Raw genomic sequence first — 15,732 nt, 5'->3', positions numbered from 1 at the left:
GATGTTAACAAAAGAACAGCAAATATTTTTTAGGAATGAGTTACTGAGTAATTTAGATATCGAAAAAATCGATCAACTACAGAGTGATCGAGAAAAACTAGTCGATGAATTAACTCAATTAGTATATCGTATCGCTGGAACCAATGGTGTTTATATTACATCGGCAGATGCTTTGGTAATGGCAGAGATGATAGCAGATGAAATAGAAGGCTATGGCCCAATACGCGAGTTGATGGAAGACGAAACAGTTAATGATATTTTAGTTAATGGGCCTGATAATATTTGGGTTGAACGTGCCGGTATTCTTGAAAAAACCAATAGAACTTTTGTTAACAATGAGCAATTAACTGATATAGCACGTAGACTTGTAGCAAAAGTTGGTCGTCGTATTGATGACGGAAGTCCACTAGTGGATTCTCGTTTACCTGATGGAAGTCGTTTAAATGTAGTTATTGCACCGATTGCTTTAGATGGGACATCAATGTCCATTCGTAAATTTAGCAAATCCAAAAAATCGTTACAAGAACTTGTAAATTTTGGTTCCATGACAAGAGAAATGGCGAATTTTCTCATTATTGCGGCGCGTTCTCGAGTAAATATCATCGTATCTGGTGGTACTGGTTCGGGAAAAACAACTTTATTAAATGCCCTGTCAAATTATATTTCTCATCAAGAGCGTGTAGTTACCCTTGAGGATACTGCAGAATTGCGTTTAGAGCAGCCACATGTAGTTAGATTAGAAACTCGTTTAGCTGGTGTTGAACATACTGGTGAAGTGACTATGCAAGATCTTGTAATTAATGCTTTACGTATGCGACCAGAGCGTATTATCGTTGGCGAGTGTCGTGGTGCTGAAGCTTTCCAAATGCTACAAGCAATGAATACTGGGCACGATGGTTCTATGTCTACATTACACGCCAATAGCCCTAGAGATGCAACAGCTCGTTTAGAGAGTATGGTAATGATGTCAAATGCTAGCTTACCATTAGAGGCCATTCGTCGTAACATTGCGTCTGCCGTAAATATTATTGTTCAGGCTTCTCGTTTAAATGATGGTTCAAGAAAAATTATGAATATCACAGAATTAATGGGAATGGAAAATGGGCAAATAGTGTTACAGGATATATTTACATATCAACCAAGTAAAGATCGCGATGCTAATGGTAAAATTATGGGAGAATTTATTTCTCATGGCTTGCTAACTCGTTCAGTGGTATATCAAAATGCACAAGTCTTTAACTTGAGTACAGAATTACAAAGTATTTTTGAGGAAAGTTAGATGAGCTTTATGTACTATTTTATCCTCATTTTTGGTGTCAGTTTATTATTGTATACCTCACGAGGATGGTTTAGAACAAGAAAAAAGATAAATGAATATTCTAATTCATTTAAAAGTAATGTTTCTATTTGGGCTTCTATAAAGCAAAAAGCTATTTTATGGCAGTATTATTTTGTTGCAGGTGATAAGAAAAAATTATTGCGTAATATTATAATTAGCTTTTTAGTATTCTTAATACTTTTTTATGTAAATCTTTTTTATATACGTCTAGATAGATGGCAGTTTATATTAATTTTCTTGGTTCTTTTTATTTTCTTAGTTTGGAAATTTGGAGAGCGAAGAAATCATAAAATGTTTAATGCTATGTTTCCTGAAGTGATTCAAATTCTTACTGCTGCGGCGAGTTCTGGTGCGGGTCTATTGCAGGCTTTAGAACGCTGTGGAAAAGATCTTACAGGACAATTAGGTGATGAATTTAAAAATATCCATAAAAGATTAGCTATTGGTGAAGATCCTGTCACTGTATTTGAGGATAGTTATAGTCGTTATCCATATAAAGAGTTTTATTTCTTTATTACCATTATCCGTACGAATCTATCTAAAGGTGGACAAATTCGAGAGGTCATTTCTCGTTTGGGTAGGATTATTGCAGATGCTAAAAAAATGGAACAAAAGAAAAAAGCTATGACATCAGAAGCTAGAATGTCAGCTATGATAGTTGCTTCATTTCCTATTGCATTCTTTTTCTTCATGCAATTTACAATGCCTGAGAATTTTGATTTTTTGATAAATGATCCTTCTGGTCGTTATGTTTTGTACTATGTTTTTGGTAGTGAACTAATCGGAATGCTAATTATTTGGTGGTTGATGAGGAAGTCAACATGACATTAAAGATATTCCTAATATATTTATTACTGACAATTTTTGGTTTTGTTGTTTTATTCTTTGCCTTTTCTCATAAAAAGAAATTAGAGAGAGGTAGAGAGGTATTAATTGGTGAAAGACCTAGAGATAAAAGTAATAATGATGTTCAGAAAGGTAAAAGTAAGCAACAAGTAGAACTTGAATTACTATTGATTAATAACAACCCTATTTTGCGATTTTTAGGTATTGTAGATAAAAATATTAAAGTCAAACTACTTATAATGCTTGTCTTAGTTGGTCTTTATTATCTTTATTCACTCGCTCAAGGATCAGCTGATTGGTTGACTGCTACTGCTTTAATTCTTGTTTTAACAATTTTAATCCCTGGTATTTTAACCAACTCTATTTTAAAAAGTAAAATCAAGAAGATTATGGTCGATTTACCTGGTTTTATAGACCTTGTTGCAGTGAATGTCCAAACGGGTATTAGTATTGATGCTGCATTAAAGCAGGTTGCAATTGATTTTAAAAAATTAAATCCAGATCTTACTTATGTAATGTTACGTATTATTCGTAAATCTGAAATTACAGGTTTGTCTTCGGCTTTACAAGATTTATCAATTTCATTACCAACAACAGAAGTAAGGATGTTTTGTTCTGTATTACAACAGAGTTTAAATTTTGGTTCTTCAATATATAGCCATTTAATCCAATTATCTGCAGATATTCGAGAATTGCAATTATTAACAATTGAGGAAAAATTAGGAACATTAGCAGCTAAAATGAGTATTCCTTTGATTTTATTTATTATGTTCCCAATTATTATTTTAATTTTAGCTCCAGGTATAATGAGGGTATTTCCAAATGTTTTCTAAAGTAACTAAAAATATTTTACTATGCAGCTTAGCTATGACAATTTCTGCTTGTTCTAGCTTATCTTTAAAAAAGGATAAAAATCAGGAGCAATTTTCTGATCAATCTATTAGTGCTAAAGAAAGTCTTTATGAAAGTACTAGAAATTATAGTGCATTAATTTCTCTTTATAGAGATGTATTAAAAACTCGAGAAGATGAAATGATACGCTATAAATTAGCTGAGGTTTATTACGCAAAAGGCGATAGTTCTTCTTCTTTATTATATTTAGAACCATTATTAACTGGTCAAAAACAAGTAAATGATTTTGCACGTACTTTGCAAGTTAAGAACTTAATTCAGCGGGCAATGTATAAAGATGCAGTGTCTGTTGCAACTGCTATTTTAAATAAGTCACCTAAAAATGGTGAAATATATAATTTACGTGGTATCGCTTATGCTCAATTAGGTAATTTACAGAATGCAGAAGCTGATATAAATAAAGCAAGATCATTTTTTATTAATGATGTAGTTGCAGTCAATAATCTTGGAATGATCTATATTCTTAATGGTGATTATCGTAATGCTGTACAGTTATTATTACCACAGTATTTAAACGGAATAAAAGAACCTCGTTTAGTTCATAATTTAGTTTTTGCATTAGTTAAAAGTAATGAGCTAGATTATGCAAAAGATATTATTGTAAAAGAACGCTTAAATTCATCTCCTGATGATTTGATTAATGCGTTGAAAAAAACTGAGCGGGCATCAAGTGCGGTTCGTAAATAAGAAGGTTTTGATATGAAATGTTTTATATCAAATAATAAAGGGGTATCAACAGTTGAATTTGGGTTAACTGTTGCTATCTACTTTTTTGTTGTTATGTTAATTTTTGAATTTTGTCGTTTAGCTATTTCTACTACTTATTGGGATCTTGCGATTGCAGAAAGTGTTCGTATTGCTAAGAATAATGATAGTGGTACACATAATTATGCTGAGATTTTTGAGAAGGCTCTACTCGAACAAAAAAGATTACAAGATAGTTCTACTATGGGATATCTAGCTCAACTAGAGAAGAACAAATTTGAAGTTAAGGTTCAATATGTAGATTGTGCTGATGAGAAAAAATGTGTCAGTGCTTTATTAAATGGGCAATTTAGACAACCTCAGAAAGGTCCAAACGGAGAAATGATTTCACCAAATGGTCAGAATGCTACCTTAGCACATTATACTTTAAAATATGAGTATAATTTTGTTAACCCGTTACCTTTTATTCCTAAATCTTGGTCTGAATCAATCCTTAATCGTGAATTTGTTGTGGTACAAGAATATGAACGCTCAAAATTTTCGTTCTAGTATACTAGGATTTCATAAAAATAAATTAGGCTCAGTGACAATTGAGTTTGTATTTATGTTGATTTTTCTAACATTTATTTTTGCTTTTTTAGCTGATTTAGTTATTTTGCGTTCAACGACAGGCAAATTAGATAATGCATCTTACTCATTAGTCAATATTTTACGTGAACGTACTCAACTTTATGATCGTAATTATAAAATTACGAATGAGGACTATAAACAGTATGAGCAATTAGCTAAGCAACTTGTATTTGGTGATAAAAATAGCTCAAAACCTTTAAAAATAGTTTTAGAGTATTGGGATCAAAATGAGCAAATGACATTGCCAGCGACACCTGAAAATCAGTGTGTACCATATAGAAAATTAGACACTGTATCTTATTTATCACCGAAATCAGAAATTAATAATGAAAGAAAAATACCACTTTATCAAGTCACATTGTGTGTAGAAACACATAGTTTCTTTAAGGCAATTTTATTGGATAAATCATCTCATTCATTAGGGTGGCTACGTTCTTCCTCAATGTCTGTTGCAAGGTAATAATCTTGAGGGGATTTTTATGAAAAATTTTTATTGGTCAACGCGTTGTTTTCAAAAACTTAAAGACTTTTATCAAGAGGAAAAAGGTGTGTATGCTGTAATGACAGCACTACTAAGCTTTCCTTTACTAGTATTGATTGCTTTTACTGTAGATGGCACAGGTATTATTTTAGATAAAGTACGTCTAGCTCAAGCAACAGATCAAGCAGCATTATTATTGGTAGCGGAAAATAATGCTTATCGAAAAAATCCTATGCATGATGATGTAACAAAGCAGAGTGTATCAAAAGAGGAGCTTAGCAAATTTTCTGGTGATAAACTAAGTGCGCAAAAAGATAAACGTAATCAGGAGTTAATCCAAGGATTAGCTAAGATGTATTTACGTTCAGAAAATAAAGCTCAAAAAGATAATCATTTACCTGTTACGATTGATCAGCCATTTGATTATAAGTGCGAAGAGTTAGATCTGATTAATCCTAAGAATCAGTATTCACGTCGTAAACCAGTTACCTGTTATGTTCAAGGTAGTGTGAATAGAGAGTTTTGGATTCCATTAAGTGCTGATTTAGTGAAAACACATACAAAAAACGGTCGCTTACCTATTAACTCCGGTATTTCTTACGCAGTTAAAGAAAAAGCGATTGTAATTCCTGTAGATTTGATGTTGGTATCTGATTTTTCTGGATCAATGTTATGGGATTTAAAAAATAACGAGAATGCTCAATATCCAAATCGTAAGATTGATATTTTAAGATCTGTTGTATCTGATATCCAAAATATTTTATTCCCAACTAAATTGTCGGAAGATGCTAGTCCATATAATCGTATGGGTTTTGCTGCTTTTGCAGGAGGAACAAGACAACGTGGTGATAAGAATAGTTGTGTGATGCCTTATTATTTAAAATCGGGTGTACATGATTTTAGAGTCGCCTATTGGCAGTTAGATTCTTTTAATTACAGAGGTAGTCCATGGGATTGTAAAGATACAAATGTGTTAGATGATCGTGGTAATCCACGTCCAGTGAATGCTTGTTTGATAAAAGGAAACCCAGAGGATGCCTTGCGTACAGCTCTAAATGACCGTCATTTATCAACTTCAATGAAGCTTATTTTCGAAGATGTACTTGATGTAGATAAGACAATTAAACAAGTTGAGAATTTTGATGGCAATCGAGTAAATGATTATAAGTTGACTTACAATAACCCAGATCATTGTTTAGGTGGTAACGAAGGAGTTGAGACGAGTCAGGCATGGTTTACTAAATCCAAACCTAAGGTTGCAGAGGCTCTATCTAAAATTAAACCTACAGGAAGTACTGCAGCATCATCAGGTTTTATCATTGGCGCAAATTTGTTGATGGATAAGAATACAGTTCCTGAAGCACAACCAGCTAAATTGGGAACAAATACACAGCGTATTTTAATGGTGCTTTCGGATGGTGAGGACAATCGCCCTACTTTTGATACCTTGACCACTTTATTAAATGCTGGTTTATGTGATAACATTCGTAAGAAAGCAGATTCTTTACAAGATCCAAAATTTAATACATTACCGACTAAGATTGCGTTTGCAGCCTTTGGTTTCCAACCACCACCAGAACAAAAAGCAGCGTGGCAAAAATGTGTAGGTGAAAATAATTATTACGAACCAAGTAGTAAAGAAGCATTGTTAGATGCATTTAAGCAAATTTTAAGCTTCGAAGAAGAAGTGGGGCGTTCTTCAATTAAGAAACCAACATTCTAATAAGAAAGTTATTCATAGTTCAAAAGCCTCTTAGATATAAGAGGCTTTTCTTTTTTGTTAATTTTATATAGATAATCAGCAGTGAATTTTATTACTAAGAGGCTGTGAAGTATTGGTAAAAGATGATGAACGTAGACAAGATAATTTAATGTGAGAGAGTAATAAAACTAACTACTTAGAGAAGTACTATATTAATAAAAAAGCTCAGATTTCACTGAGCTTTTTGTTTGGGGTTATCATTGTTACTTTGAGCAATTTTCAATTTTAATTAGCGATTAATCTTTTCACCTTTTAATAAACCCGATGATCCTTCAGAATAGTCTCTTGGCTGTCCATCAGTTTCTTCTAGTTTTTTTACCGCACTTTCATCCGTAATTAAGTTTTCTGAAAATAAGGGTTTATTTGTTAATTCAGGTAATAGTGTTGTAGATGAAGTTGCAAGATGCTTATAGAGCTTTTGATAGTCTTGTGCGATATTTTTTAGTAAATCTGCACTTTCAGCAAAATGTTTTTCAAGCTGCTCTTTTTGACTATCTAATTGATTTTTGACTTTTTGTAGTTCAGTTTCTGTTTTTACTTGTTTTTTCACTGAGTCTTTAGTGAAACGGAGGAAAAAATAGCCAATGATTAAGCCAACGAGTAGGCCAATACCAGCAGATTGCCACATTTCAGGTGTCCAATTTTGCATATAATTACTCCTTATGACGGATGGATAGATAGTAATAATCTAACATAAAACAAGAAATATTTCTTTGCACTAGATCACAAGTATAAAAAAGGATGTCAAGTTTGACATCCTAAAATAATGAATTATTTCCAGTTTTCACGTTTTGCGTTTTGCAATTTTTCGTAAGCTTGAAGCAATTTTTGATGGGCTTGGAATTGTTGTAGATGTTCATCATCTGCAATCAAATCGTAGAACGGATTGCCTCCTTGAATAGCTTCCCACACAAAACTAACAGTACTTTCGCCGTACATTTTTTCGAATACCATACGATATTGCTCGGGTTGACGTTGATTATCTAGGAACAATTCAATACTGTTAATTAAGCAACGATAATAGTTAGCACGTTCAGAGGTAAAGACTGAGCTGTTCATATTCAATGTCCAATTCGCCCAATCAAGTGCCGATTCTAGATTACCCACGGCTAGATGTAACATTGATTTCAATTCACCGACACGCAAGGTGCTCCAACCGGATTTGGGTGGTGCAACGATACCAATAAATTCACGTACACGAGTTGCATCATCAATGCCTTGAGAATCAAGTTCATCAAGTAATTCTTGGTAAGTATCTTGGGTATGGTGGAAATGTGGCAGATCCAGTAAGATTTCACGCCATTCCATTCCCATATTATTATTCGCATAAATAAGGTCATCAGCAGGATAAATATCTGATATACCCGGGACAATAATTCGACAAGCATATACATCTAAGTGTGTATAATCCATAATATATACTTCTTTTTGTTCCGCTTGGAAAATTGCCATTAAGTTATTATATTCGTCTTCGGTTGTGCCTGAAAAATCCCAGTCAGCGAATGGATAATCCGCATTCTGTTTGAAAAGATCCCACGAGATTAAACCGCTTGAATCAATAAAATGAGTTTCTAAGTTCGCATGATCTGCTACATCATCATTATTGAAAGAGGGCGGAGTAAACACATCGAGATCTTTTAAGCTACGACCTTGTAATAGCTCAGTTACTGTTCTTTCCAAAGCTACATGAAAGTTTGGATGTGCACCGAAAGAAGCAAAGCAAGTACCATTGCTTGGATTTAATAAAATTACACAAATAACGGGGTATTTCCCACCTAATGATGCATCATAGGCAAGAATTGGGAAACCTTCTTCTTCGAGTTTGTGGATAGAGGCTTGGATACTTGGGAAACGGTCCATTACCTCTTTTGGAATTAGAGGTAGACTGATTGTTTCCGCAATAATTTTGTTTTTAATGTAGCGTTCAAAAACTTCTGATAGCCCTTGGACACGTGCTTCAAATTTACTATTACCCGCAGACATTCCATTTGAGACATATAAGTTTGCGATGATGCTTTGTGGAATATAAACAGTGGATTGATCAGACTGGCGAACATAAGGCATTGCTACAATTCCGCGTTCGTAATTACTTGATTGAAGATCCACTAATAATTCTGGTGTAAGTTCTTGATTTGGATCGTAATAATCAAGTAATACTTTATCTAGAATACCGGAAGGGAGTAGTGCTTCATCTTCAATCGGGAACCATTTTTCACTTGGATAATGGACGAAATCACCATTTGCAATTGTTTGACCTAAATAAAAATCAGCAAAGAAATAGTTAGTTGAAAGACGCTCAAAATATTCACCTAGCGCAGAGGCTAATGCTGCTTTTTTACTTGCACCTTTACCGTTAGTAAAACATTGTGGGCAATCTTTATCTCGAATATGTACTGACCAAACGTTAGGAACAGGATTTAACCATGAAGCCTCTTCAATATTAAAGCCAAGTGCGGTTAATTTTTGTTGAAATTTATTAATAGTATCTTCAAGTGCGGCATCTTTACCTAAAATAAATGTTTGTTCAGACATAATTCTTCTCATCTTTTCATATTATTACAAAAGTTCGGCATGATAGGTGAGTTTATACCTTGCTGCAAGCCCTATTACCTTTATTTACGCAATAATTGTTCTTTGAAAGCACTCACTGGTTCAAAAACCTCTTGATTTTTGAACCGCACTTTTTGGGGATTCAGAGTGAGAGGATAAACTCGTTTACGTGCAACGATTGCGATCAGATGGGGAAAGAACTTTGTTTTTTCACAATGTCCCAATTGTTGTTGATCTAAAATTTCAAAATTTAATAATGACAACCAGTCTAATACTCGCCACGGTAAATAATGACGAAGTGGCAGTGTTGGCTGTTTAGAGCTATTTAAGTGTCGTTTAAATAACAAAGAGCTAAACGGGTTAAAGAGAGAGAGAAAGAGATAACCATCTTCAGTTAAAACACGCTCAACTTCACGCAGAATTTGATGCGGATCTTGGCTAAAATGTAATATATTAGCAAGGACAACACCATTGACTGAATTTTCTACGAAAGGCAAGTCTGTCATATTAGCTTGGATGACGCTTGTATTTTTTTGCTTGCTAAAAGTATAAAGACGTTCATTAATATTGGGAGAAAGTAAGATTTGGTGTGTTAAAAAGCAATCACAAGGAATTTCTGCACTGAGTCCACCAAGTTTAAGTAGTTGATTGCCTAAAATTTTTGGAAACCAATTATAAAAATAGTCACTAAGTGCGTTACAATAGTGCTCACCATTATGTAATTCTTGCCAGCTATTTGGCAATGTCATTGCTTTTGTATATTTAGCATCCCAACGCATTATCAACCTTAAAGGATAAGTTATGTTAGTGTCTATTCCTGCTTTAAATGATAACTATATTTGGCTCTATGGACGAGCAGATTTTCCTGTCATTGTGATCGATATTCCAGAAACTACCCAATTAATACCTTATATTCAGCAAAATCAATTACGAGTTGAAGCCGTTCTATTAACTCATCACCATGATGACCATACGGCTGGTGTAAATGAGTTCAAACGTGTGTTTCCACATATTAAAGTATTTGGCCCCGAAGAAACAAGCAAAAAAGGTGCGACAGAAATTATTCAAGCGGGCAAGTTAAAAACTAAAAACTACGATATTCAAGTGATAGAAACAGCAGGGCATACGGAACAACATATAAGTTATGTTGTAGATGGGCATTTATTCTGTGGTGATAGTTTATTTTCGGCCGGCTGTGGGCGAGTATTTACAGGAGATTATGAAAAAATGTTTACGGGTTTGCAATGCTTAAAGCAATTGCCTGATGAGACGATAGTTTGCCCCGCACATGAATATACGTTAAGTAATTTAGCATTTGCTGAGACTGTATTCGTTCACAATGAAATCTTGATTATGCATAAAGAAAAAGTAAAGCACTTGCGTGCTAACAACCAGCCAAGTTTGCCGACAACCTTAGCTCTTGAAAAAGAAATTAACCCATTCTTACGTGCAAAGACATTAGATGAATTTATTACTTTACGGAAAGCGAAAGATAACTTTTAATCAACATTCAGAAAAATTTTGATAGCAATTTTTGTCAATAGGTTTGAACAATAAATAACTATTGATTAGAATATAATCTTTATAGTTTTGTAATGTTGTTGGCGAGTGATATTTTCTTCCTTTTCTGTTTTTTCAGATATGAGAAAGTAGAAAAAGTGCGGTACTTTTTGATAAATTTATGACGATTTTAGTACTAGGTCTCAATCATAAAACAGCTTCCGTTGAAGTTCGAGAAAAAGCTGCGTTTTCGGCAGAAAAGCGCACTTTAGCGTTAGAACAAATTCAGCATTCTGATTTAGCACAGAGTGTAGTCATTTTATCCACCTGTAACCGAACTGAAGTTTATCTACATAATAAACATATTTCGCCTAAAGATAATGAACAATGGGTCGAGCATTGTTTGCACTGGTTTGCTCAAATTCATCAATTGGAATTAGACATTTTGCGAGATTTTTTATATGTGAAACAAAATCAAGCATCAGTTCAACATTTAATGAGTGTGGCTTCTGGACTTGACTCATTAATTCTCGGTGAGCCACAAATTTTAGGGCAAGTAAAACAAGCTTACCAAATGAGCGAAGAATATTATAAAACTTGTCAAAATACTATTTCGAGCGAGCTATCTCGCTTATTCCAAAAAACATTTTCAACCGCAAAGCGTGTCAGAAACGAAACCAATATTGGTAGCAATGCGGTATCTGTTGCTTATGCTGCTTGCAATTTAGCCCGCCAAATTTTTGATTCATTAAAGACTTTAAATGTGCTGTTAGTGGGGGCAGGTGAAACTATTGAATTGGTGGCACGGCATTTGTTGCGTCACGGTGTACAAAATTTAATGATTGCTAACCGTACTTTTGAGCGAGCAGTGCATTTAGTGGAGAAATTGGATCAATCTGAACATATTCAAATTTTATCCTTAGACGATCTACAGCAAGGTTTGGATAAAGCGGATATCGTAATTAGTTCTACGGGTAGCCAACATATTTTAATTGCTCAACAGATGGTAGAAAATGCACAAAAAGTACGTTGTGGCTTACCAATGTTATTGGTGGATATTGCTGTTCCACGTGATATTGATTCAAGTGTTGCCAATCTTGAAAGTGTCTATCATTATACAGTAGATGATTTACAGCATATTATCCAACGCAATTTAACTGAACGAGAAAAAGCTTCTCAACAAGCACAGTCTATTATTCAACAAGAATGTGATGATTTTTTTGAATGGTTGAAAACGCACCAATTTTCTAATTTAATTCGAAACTATCGAGAAAATGCCGATATTATTCGAGAAGAGCTCTTAGAAAAATCCTTGCAAGGTTTACGTCAAGGTGAAAATGCTGAAAAAGTATTACAGGAGCTAAGTTATAAGTTGATGAATAAATTATTACATTCCCCTACCCAAGTGATGAATACAATGGTCAAAACTGGGAATTCTGGAGGATTGGCTTTATTCTCTTCTACTATAGATAATGAAGATAAATCCAATTAGTTTTTAAAAATGGTTTCTAATTATTTTAATCCATTTTAGAATAAGCATATTATTTTTTATTGGAGCAAATATGCGAGACAGTCATCAAATTGCAAATGTTGATTTAGTGAAACAAATGAATAGTGCGGTCGTATATAAACTGATCGATCAGCAAGGACCTATTTCGCGTATTCAGATTTCAGAGTTTAGTCAATTAGCACCTGCGAGTGTAACAAAAATCACCCGTCATTTATTAGCACGTGGATTAATTAAAGAAGTTGAACAACAAGAATCAACTGGCGGTCGTCGTGCAACTTCAATTATTGTTGAACATAAAGCGTTTCGTTCTATCCTAATCCGTTTAGGTCGTAAGCATGCTACTTTTGCGATTATGGACTTATCTACAAAATTGTGGAAAAAAGAAGTCTTAGAATTACCAGAAAATCAAACAGTTGAATCTATTGAGACTTTTTTATTAGCGCATTTATCTTTGTTTATTGAACAGAACCAAAAGCGTGGTTGTGAATTCATTGCGATTGGTATTACGGTGCCAGGTTTTGTTGACGTAAAAACAGATATGATTGAACATATTCCACATTTATCATTGGAAAAGCCTTGGGATCTTGCGCACAAAATCTCAGAATTATCTAATTTACAAACTTACATAGGGCATGATGTTAGAAGTCTTGCGCTAGCAGAGCACTATTTTGGTGTAACACAAGATTGTTATGACTCTTTGCTATTACGTATTCATCGAGGTGTAGGAGCAGGAATCGTCATTAACCACGAGGTGTTCCTCGGTTATAAAAATAATGTGGGTGAAATTGGACATATCCAGGTAGATCCATTGGGTAAGCGTTGCTTATGTGGTAATGTAGGGTGCTTAGAAACAGTTGTGAGCAATACTGCTATTGAAAAGAAAATGCATGATCTCCTCGAGGATGGTTATAAGAGTAAATGGCTATCTTTAGATGAGTATGACATTGAAGCGATTTGCAAAGCGAGTAATAAACAAGATGCGGCTGCTATTGAATTAATTGAGCATGTAGGTGTGCAAATAGGGCGTGTACTTGCAATGAGCGTAAATATGTTTAACCCTGAAAAAATTGTGATTTCGGGCGAAATTACCCAAGCCAAAAACATTTTATTTGCGGCAATTCAGCGTTCATTAGAAAGCCATGCGTTACCAGCATTTGTAAAAGATACTCCTTTAGTTGCATCTGAGTTAAAAAATGAAGATGTTATTGGTGCATTTGCATTAATTAAACGTGCATTATTAGATGGTAGTTTATTACGCCGTTTATTATCTGAATAAATCTGGAATATTTTTAGTGCAACCTGTTCAAACTCTATTCGAATAAGCTGAAAATTTCATTTTTATAAAAAAAAGAGTTGACGAGAGGGATGGATATCAGCATAATTAGCCCCGCAAAGCCGATGAGGTGAATGCAAATAGGAAAATGGCTATGTAGCTCAGTTGGTTAGAGCACAACACTCATAATGTTGGGGTCACAGGTTCGAATCCCGTCATAGCCACCATATTTGCGGGACTGGCGAAATTGGTAGACGCACCAGATTTAGGTTCTGGCGCCGCGAGGTGTGTGGGTTCAAGTCCCTCGTCCCGCACCATTCATTAGCTTGCAGATCAACATAGTAGTTGGGGTATCGCCAAGCGGTAAGGCACCGGGTTTTGATCTCGGCATTCCTAGGTTCGAATCCTAGTACCCCAGCCATACTATCAATAAACTTCTTAATTCTCACATCAAGATATTTCAATTGGGGTATCGCCAAGCGGTAAGGCACCGGGTTTTGATCTCGGCATTCCTAGGTTCGAATCCTAGTACCCCAGCCATTAAAAATCCCTTTTCATCTCAATTTTATCTCGATAAAAAAGATCACAGATATCTTTTTTAAATTATTTTATTATTTTTTAAAATTTATTTTATATCGCATTCTAATTCTCAGACTGAATAGTTTTGTGGATCTTCATTTCTAAAAAAAGTTTATTGTTCTTAATTTGATGTATATTTTAGTATAAACTGCTATTTTGATTAATTTTTGTTCCGTTGACTAATATAAACAAATATTAGATATTGTTAAAACATTGTGAAAACAATGCTTATTACAATAACTTTTGGAACAAATTATGACAGAATTAATACAACAAATAGAAAAATCAAGTTGGCACTCTAAATTTGCTGCTTTAGGTCCTGGTATCTTAATGGCATCTGCCGCAGTAGGTGGATCGCATATTATCGCTTCCACACAATCAGGGGCGATTTACGGTTGGCAGCTAGCGATTATTATTATTTTAGCGAACTTATTCAAATACCCCTTCTTTCGTTTTGGTGTACAATATACCTTAGATTCGGGTGAAACCTTACTTCAAGGTTATTTGAGAAAAGGAAAGCACTATCTTTGGGTTTTCTTTATCCTTAATGCTTTTGCAACAGTGATTAACACAGCCGCTGTTGGCTTACTTTGTGCTGCAATTTTAACTTTCGTTCTACCTGTGCAAGTGCCTATACCAACGTTAAGTTTCATCGTGATTGGCGTGAGTACAATAATTTTATTATTAGGTAAATACCGTTTATTAGACGGATTATCTAAATTAATTATGATTGCGTTAACTGTAACAACGGTTGCTGCAGTAGTGATTGCATTAATGCGTAATGGTATTGATGGTGTTGCTCCCGCGGATTATGTCAGTGCAAGCCCTTGGAATTTAGCCGCATTAGGTTTTATCGTTGCCTTAATGGGCTGGATGCCAGCTCCAATCGAAATTTCGGCGATTAACTCAATGTGGGTGATTGCAAAACGCCGTATCTCAAAAGTGTCTTATCAAGATGGAATTTGGGATTTCAACGTGGGCTACATTGGAACTGCTATTCTTGCCTTAGTCTTCTTAGCATTGGGCGCATTAGTACAATACGGCTCAGGTGAAACCGTACAAATGGTTGGTGGTAAATATATTGCGCAATTAATCAATATGTACGCATCCACCATTGGTGAATGGGCTAGAGGTTTGATTGCATTTATCGCATTTATGTGTATGTTTGGTACCACGATCACCGTTATTGATGGCTATTCACGCACAAACGTTGAAAGTTTACGCTTAATCTTAGGTAAACAAGAAAGTCGCCCAAGCACATTAAATATTGCTATTTTATTCGCAGCAGTTTCAGGTTTAGCGATTATTTTCTACTTTAATAATGCGGTAGGTCCAATGTTGAAATTTGCAATGATCGCCTCATTTGTTTCAACACCAGTATTTGCGTATTTAAACTTATCGTTAGTATTAAAAGGCGAGCATAAAGTCAAAGGTGGCTTATTCTGGTTGTCAATTATCGGCTTAATGTATTTAACATCATTCACGTTATTATTTATCGTACAACAAGCCGGCTGGTTGAACTAATTTCACAAAACTTTTTGATAAATAACCGCACTTTGAGTAGCTTATCAAAATACCCATTCATTACAAATAAGCCCTATAAAATATAGGGCTTATTTTTTATATTCTCTTTATTATTCACCTT

Annotated in this window: 14 protein-coding genes and 4 tRNA genes; 15 read left to right on the top strand and 3 right to left on the bottom strand. The window is 34.5% G+C overall.

Going from position 1 to position 15,732, the window contains the following annotated elements; all coding sequences use genetic code 11:
• The first annotated feature begins 1 nt into the window (after position 1).
• From CKV78_RS05030 to CKV78_RS05000, 7 genes are read left to right on the top strand one after another with little or no spacing between them, the layout of a single operon-like run.
• A complete protein-coding gene (locus CKV78_RS05030) occupies positions 2 to 1,279 on the top strand; it encodes a CpaF family protein (RefSeq protein ID WP_005762559.1) in 1,278 nt (425 codons plus the stop codon).
• On the top strand, positions 1,280 to 2,164 hold the full coding sequence (locus tag CKV78_RS05025; RefSeq protein WP_005762556.1) for a type II secretion system F family protein: 885 nt from the start codon (positions 1,280 to 1,282) through the stop codon (positions 2,162 to 2,164).
• Positions 2,161 to 3,018: a type II secretion system F family protein gene (locus tag CKV78_RS05020; protein ID WP_005762553.1), complete on the top strand. Its 858-nt coding sequence runs from the start codon at positions 2,161 to 2,163 to the stop codon at positions 3,016 to 3,018. The genes CKV78_RS05025 and CKV78_RS05020 overlap by 4 nt, the downstream gene beginning before the upstream one ends.
• The gene (locus CKV78_RS05015; RefSeq protein WP_005762551.1) at positions 3,008 to 3,784 is read left to right on the top strand and encodes a tetratricopeptide repeat protein; all 777 of its coding nucleotides are present in this window, start codon (positions 3,008 to 3,010) and stop codon (positions 3,782 to 3,784) included. Before CKV78_RS05020 ends, CKV78_RS05015 begins: the two co-directional genes overlap by 11 nt.
• A gap of 12 nt (positions 3,785 to 3,796) precedes the next feature.
• Entirely contained in the window at positions 3,797 to 4,351 is a 555-nt protein-coding gene (locus CKV78_RS05010; RefSeq protein ID WP_005762549.1) for a TadE family protein, read from the top strand.
• Positions 4,326 to 4,892, top strand: a complete 567-nt coding sequence (gene tadF, locus CKV78_RS05005) for a tight adherence pilus pseudopilin TadF (protein WP_005762546.1) — start codon at positions 4,326 to 4,328, stop codon at positions 4,890 to 4,892. The genes CKV78_RS05010 and tadF overlap by 26 nt, the downstream gene beginning before the upstream one ends.
• A 19-nt stretch (positions 4,893 to 4,911) precedes the next feature.
• Positions 4,912 to 6,636, top strand: coding sequence for a TadE/TadG family type IV pilus assembly protein (locus CKV78_RS05000; RefSeq protein ID WP_032855195.1), 1,725 nt, complete (start codon positions 4,912 to 4,914; stop codon positions 6,634 to 6,636).
• A gap of 268 nt (positions 6,637 to 6,904) precedes the next feature.
• Here the strand turns inward: CKV78_RS05000 and CKV78_RS04995 are convergent, their stop codons facing one another.
• The 3 genes from CKV78_RS04995 to CKV78_RS04985 all read right to left on the bottom strand — a co-directional run bounded on the left by CKV78_RS04995 (position 6,905) and on the right by CKV78_RS04985 (position 10,004).
• Positions 6,905 to 7,324, bottom strand: coding sequence for a YhcB family protein (locus CKV78_RS04995; RefSeq protein WP_005762541.1), 420 nt, complete (start codon positions 7,322 to 7,324; stop codon positions 6,905 to 6,907).
• A 122-nt stretch (positions 7,325 to 7,446) separates the two neighbouring features.
• Positions 7,447 to 9,207 (bottom strand): 30S ribosomal protein S12 methylthiotransferase accessory factor YcaO, encoded by a 1,761-nt coding sequence (ycaO, locus tag CKV78_RS04990; RefSeq protein WP_032855193.1) that lies wholly within the window; start codon positions 9,205 to 9,207, stop codon positions 7,447 to 7,449.
• An 80-nt stretch (positions 9,208 to 9,287) separates the two neighbouring features.
• Positions 9,288 to 10,004 carry a class I SAM-dependent methyltransferase gene (locus CKV78_RS04985; protein WP_005762537.1) on the bottom strand — a complete coding sequence of 239 codons (717 nt, stop codon included), beginning with the start codon at positions 10,002 to 10,004 and terminating at the stop codon, positions 9,288 to 9,290.
• A 22-nt stretch (positions 10,005 to 10,026) separates the two neighbouring features.
• On the opposite strand from CKV78_RS04985, the gene gloB reads away from it, so the two are divergent.
• The 8 genes from gloB (at position 10,027) to CKV78_RS04945 (ending at position 15,611) form a co-directional block, all read left to right on the top strand.
• A complete protein-coding gene (gene gloB, locus CKV78_RS04980; protein WP_005762535.1) occupies positions 10,027 to 10,728 on the top strand; it encodes a hydroxyacylglutathione hydrolase in 702 nt (233 codons plus the stop codon).
• 178 nt (positions 10,729 to 10,906) lie between these two features.
• Positions 10,907 to 12,217, top strand: a complete 1,311-nt coding sequence (gene hemA / locus CKV78_RS04975) for a glutamyl-tRNA reductase (RefSeq protein WP_005762532.1) — start codon at positions 10,907 to 10,909, stop codon at positions 12,215 to 12,217.
• Positions 12,218 to 12,287: 70 nt separating this feature from the next.
• Positions 12,288 to 13,511, top strand: a complete 1,224-nt coding sequence (locus CKV78_RS04970; RefSeq protein WP_005762530.1) for an ROK family transcriptional regulator — start codon at positions 12,288 to 12,290, stop codon at positions 13,509 to 13,511.
• A gap of 147 nt (positions 13,512 to 13,658) precedes the next feature.
• A tRNA-Met gene (locus CKV78_RS04965) sits at positions 13,659 to 13,735 on the top strand.
• A 5-nt stretch (positions 13,736 to 13,740) separates the two neighbouring features.
• A tRNA-Leu gene (locus tag CKV78_RS04960) sits at positions 13,741 to 13,825 on the top strand.
• 29 nt (positions 13,826 to 13,854) lie between these two features.
• Positions 13,855 to 13,929, top strand: a tRNA-Gln gene (locus tag CKV78_RS04955).
• A 44-nt stretch (positions 13,930 to 13,973) separates the two neighbouring features.
• Positions 13,974 to 14,048: transfer RNA gene (locus CKV78_RS04950), tRNA-Gln, on the top strand.
• A 294-nt stretch (positions 14,049 to 14,342) separates the two neighbouring features.
• Complete coding sequence (locus CKV78_RS04945; protein ID WP_005762528.1) at positions 14,343 to 15,611, top strand: NRAMP family divalent metal transporter; 1,269 nt, start codon at positions 14,343 to 14,345, stop codon at positions 15,609 to 15,611.
• The last annotated feature ends 121 nt before the right edge of the window (positions 15,612 to 15,732 follow it).

The sequence above is a fragment of the Pasteurella dagmatis genome (genome assembly GCF_900186835.1).
Lineage (GTDB): Bacteria > Pseudomonadota > Gammaproteobacteria > Enterobacterales > Pasteurellaceae > Pasteurella > Pasteurella dagmatis.
The sequence above is the reverse complement of the archived record's forward strand: the minus strand, read 5'-3'. Positions and strand labels throughout refer to the sequence as shown.